General features: G+C 50.6%; 5 protein-coding genes and 1 pseudogene. 1 reads left to right on the top strand and 5 read right to left on the bottom strand.

Features of this window, described 5'->3' with window-relative positions; genetic code table 11:
- Positions 1-198, bottom strand: a pseudogene (locus tag HMPREF2796_RS11455) (hypothetical protein); the annotation flags it as partial.
- A gap of 112 nt (positions 199-310) precedes the next feature.
- Here HMPREF2796_RS11455 and fic point away from each other — a divergent pair.
- Entirely contained in the window at positions 311-1,420 is a 1,110-nt protein-coding gene (gene fic / locus HMPREF2796_RS00800) for a protein adenylyltransferase Fic (RefSeq protein WP_070630242.1), read from the top strand.
- A 37-nt stretch (positions 1,421-1,457) separates the two neighbouring features.
- Here fic and HMPREF2796_RS00795 read toward each other — a convergent pair whose 3' ends face one another.
- The 4 genes from HMPREF2796_RS00795 to HMPREF2796_RS00780 form a co-directional block, all read right to left on the bottom strand.
- Positions 1,458-1,958, bottom strand: a complete 501-nt coding sequence (locus HMPREF2796_RS00795) for a TIGR02594 family protein (RefSeq protein WP_023887812.1) — start codon at positions 1,956-1,958, stop codon at positions 1,458-1,460.
- Positions 1,955-2,272 carry a hypothetical protein gene (locus HMPREF2796_RS00790; RefSeq protein ID WP_246826801.1) on the bottom strand — a complete coding sequence of 106 codons (318 nt, stop codon included), beginning with the start codon at positions 2,270-2,272 and terminating at the stop codon, positions 1,955-1,957. Before HMPREF2796_RS00790 ends, HMPREF2796_RS00795 begins: the two co-directional genes overlap by 4 nt.
- Before the next feature lie 8 nt (positions 2,273-2,280).
- Positions 2,281-2,664, bottom strand: a complete 384-nt coding sequence (locus tag HMPREF2796_RS00785) for a hypothetical protein (RefSeq protein WP_023887814.1) — start codon at positions 2,662-2,664, stop codon at positions 2,281-2,283.
- A partial coding sequence (locus tag HMPREF2796_RS00780; RefSeq protein ID WP_070630240.1) for a hypothetical protein occupies positions 2,661-3,026 on the bottom strand: 366 nt, incomplete at its 5' end. The genes HMPREF2796_RS00785 and HMPREF2796_RS00780, both read right to left, overlap by 4 nt.

The following is a 3,026-nucleotide window of genomic DNA, read 5'->3' as shown; positions in this document are numbered from 1 at the left end:
TTGATATTCCACGCTGGCCGCACGGGCGGTCTTTTGATGCTGCTGATGCTGCTCTAGCATCTTGGCAGTAATAGCCGCCGTGGCTGCACCGTAGCCCGCCTGGTAGCGCTGCCTACCATACCAATACTCCCCGCCTACCACCGCCGCCAACAGGGCGGCAATAGCAAGTGGTTTCCAGTATTTGTATAAATAAGTCATATAATTACCAATGATATGTTTAATATGTCACTATTTTTAGTCACATTTACTTGATATGTACACGGCGTCAACCTATACTGCAAATACCTTTAAAAATTCATAAAAAATAAACATGACAAAATGGCAAGCTGAAGTTCCTTACAACAATCTTCCATCATTACCTCCCGTCCAAGACGTTGAAGATAAATTTATTTTAAAACACTGTATCCGTGCCCGAGTGGCGCTTGGAGAGTTAAAACAAGCGGCAGAACTTATTCCCAATCAGGCCATGCTGATCAATACGCTACCAGTAATGGAGGCAAGGGCAAGTTCTGAGATTGAGAATATTGTTACAACTGCCGACAAACTGTTTCAGTCTCTGCAATTACCTCAAGACAGTATCGACCCCGCTACCAAAGAAGCTCTTCAATACAGAAATGCTTTATTATCAGGGTTCCAATCACTACAACGTCTCCCTTTGTGTACGCAAACTGCTGTGCAGGTATGTAGTGTAATTAAAGGGCGTGATATGGATATTCGCCGTATTGGTGGAACAGCGCTGAAAACTGGGCATAGCGGTAAAATTGTCTATACACCTCCGGAAGGAGAGGAGTTAATACGGCAGAAATTGGCTAATTGGGAAAAATTCATCCATGAATCCGACCATATCGACCCTTTGATAGTTATGGCAATAGCTCACTATCAGTTTGAAGCAATCCACCCGTTTGCAGATGGGAATGGGCGAACTGGCCGTGTACTAAATAGTCTGTTCCTGATTGAAAAAGGATTGCTTGGGCTACCTATACTCTATCTTAGTCGTTATATTATTCAACACAAAACTGATTATTACCGCTTGTTGCTAGGCGTAACTGAGAAGCAGCACTGGCAAGATTGGATTGTCTATATTCTGAAGGGGGTGGAAGAAACTGCCGGCTGGACATTGGCAAAAATAGAAGGCATCAAGCGGCTGGCAGATGAAACCCGTATATACATCCAAAAGGCAGCACCAACACTATATAGCAGGGAGTTGTCTGATTTGCTTTTCGAGCAACCCTATACCCGTATCGGCAACCTTGAAACTGCAGGTATTGCCAAGCGGCAGACTGCTTCTAAATATCTAAAAGAGCTGGTGAAAATCGGCGTATTGCGTGAAATGACAATTGGTAGGGAAAAATTGTTTATTCATCCAAAGTTGATGGATTTACTATATAGCGATGACAACCAGTTTCAGCCATATGTCTGATTTTCAGGCAGCCCCTTGCACTCGCAGGGGGTTTTGTTTACGCCTCGTTCCTGCTCAGCTTCCCGTCGCTCTGCAACAGCGGCAGCGTATAACGCTCTTCGGCGGGGTAAGCAGGCTTGCCGCCCTTGTTCGGCCACAGGTAAGCCACCGCGCGGCTCTTGGCAAACGGTTTGATATTGACCGCATCGCCCTGGTTACCACCCAACACCATCAGGTTGCCCTGCTTATCCTGCCCAACGACAAAGCCGACATGCCCGCCGCCCTGCCGCTCGAATACCACAATGCAGCCATACGCAGGTTTCGCCAAACGGGTAGCGCCGTTCACCCAGGCTTTCGCCCGATACCATTCTTTCGCAATATCCCTGCCGGCTGCCTGCAAACAGTGGCCGACAAACGTTCCGCACCACGGCGTTTTGGTGTCGCTCCACCAGCCTTTCAAAGCCCGTACCCACAAGGGGATGGTCTTTAAGCCGCGAGCATCCCTTTCGTGCATGCCGATGTATGCCCGTGCTTCCGCAATCCATGCCAATTCCGTCATTTCGTTTCCCTTCTCTCTTTCAGGTAGCCTTTGCCTTTGCGCTGCAATATCCCGCTCAATAGATGGATACGGCGCGAACGCATCACAAAGTAAGATGCAGCTGCTACGTTGAACATGATTTCTGTCCAATGGTGGACTTGCCCGCCGGCAAGCGAATGGCCGATAACCGCCACCGAGCCGCCCACTAAGAAACTATGTATCCAGTAGTCAGGTTGCTTGGCCGTCCACTGCCGCACCGAAAGCGAGCAGGCGGAATACACGAATATCGCCGCCATCGCCGCGACGTTTATCATCAATAAGCATTGGGTAATCATTGCCAAGTTCATTTCCTTCTACCTCCCCATTTATCAATCCAGCCCGCCCACAAACGGCGCAGGCCGTCATTCAAGAGCGGGGTAGCCCAAGACCAACCCAAGCCAATCAGCATCGGCACGGCGGCCTTGAACACCTCCTGCTCCAGTCCCAAGCTCAAGGCCAGATAGGCCATAATCATCGGCGACAAAGAGCCGGCCAGCAGCATGCTGGTGATGATGACCAGCATCCCATTCTTACGGCTGCCCGGTTCTTTCAAGCCGTGATGCAATGCCCCGGCCACCGCGCCCAACACGAGGGCTTCTAACGGCATGCCGGCTATCGTGCCGGAGATGCCAATCATGCCCATGTTCAGCATATGGCCGGGTACATTAGACGGTTCCAACGGTGTCATTTCTCCTCCCTTCCCATGTTCACAATTACCGCTAAATCGTTCGGGCTAAAACGCCAGCTTTCCGCCAGCCCCAAAGCCTTGCCCACCCACTCGCTGCAAAACCAACGCTTACGGTTTTCAGGTAGCCCGAATACCACCCCGAACGCGCCGGGCAGGTCGTAGCCTTGGCCTTGGGTTTCCTTCCATAAACCATGCAGCCGCTCGCCAACGCTGTCCGGCAGTGCAATCAAATCCCACTTGGCAGCAGGCAGCGGCATGACTTTCATGCGTACACCTTTATCACGCAGGCTGGCGGAATAGCATTCATATTCCTGCCCGTCTGCCGTTTCAGGCAGTCTGACGGCAAGCTCGCAATGTGAGTA

It is taken from the genome of Eikenella sp. HMSC071B05 (assembly GCF_001811325.1).
GTDB lineage: Bacteria > Pseudomonadota > Gammaproteobacteria > Burkholderiales > Neisseriaceae > Eikenella > Eikenella corrodens.
This window is presented reverse-complemented; position numbering and strand designations above follow the sequence as displayed.

Excerpts from the sequence above, each read along its gene's own strand:
- fic (WP_070630242.1), top strand. The coding sequence starts at position 311 with ATGACAAAATGGCAAGCTGAAGTTCCTTACAACAATCTTCCATCATTA.
- HMPREF2796_RS00795 (WP_023887812.1), bottom strand. The coding sequence starts at position 1,958 with ATGACGGAATTGGCATGGATTGCGGAAGCACGGGCATACATCGGCATG.
- HMPREF2796_RS00790 (WP_246826801.1), bottom strand. The coding sequence starts at position 2,272 with ATGATTACCCAATGCTTATTGATGATAAACGTCGCGGCGATGGCGGCG.
- HMPREF2796_RS00785 (WP_023887814.1), bottom strand. The coding sequence starts at position 2,664 with ATGACACCGTTGGAACCGTCTAATGTACCCGGCCATATGCTGAACATG.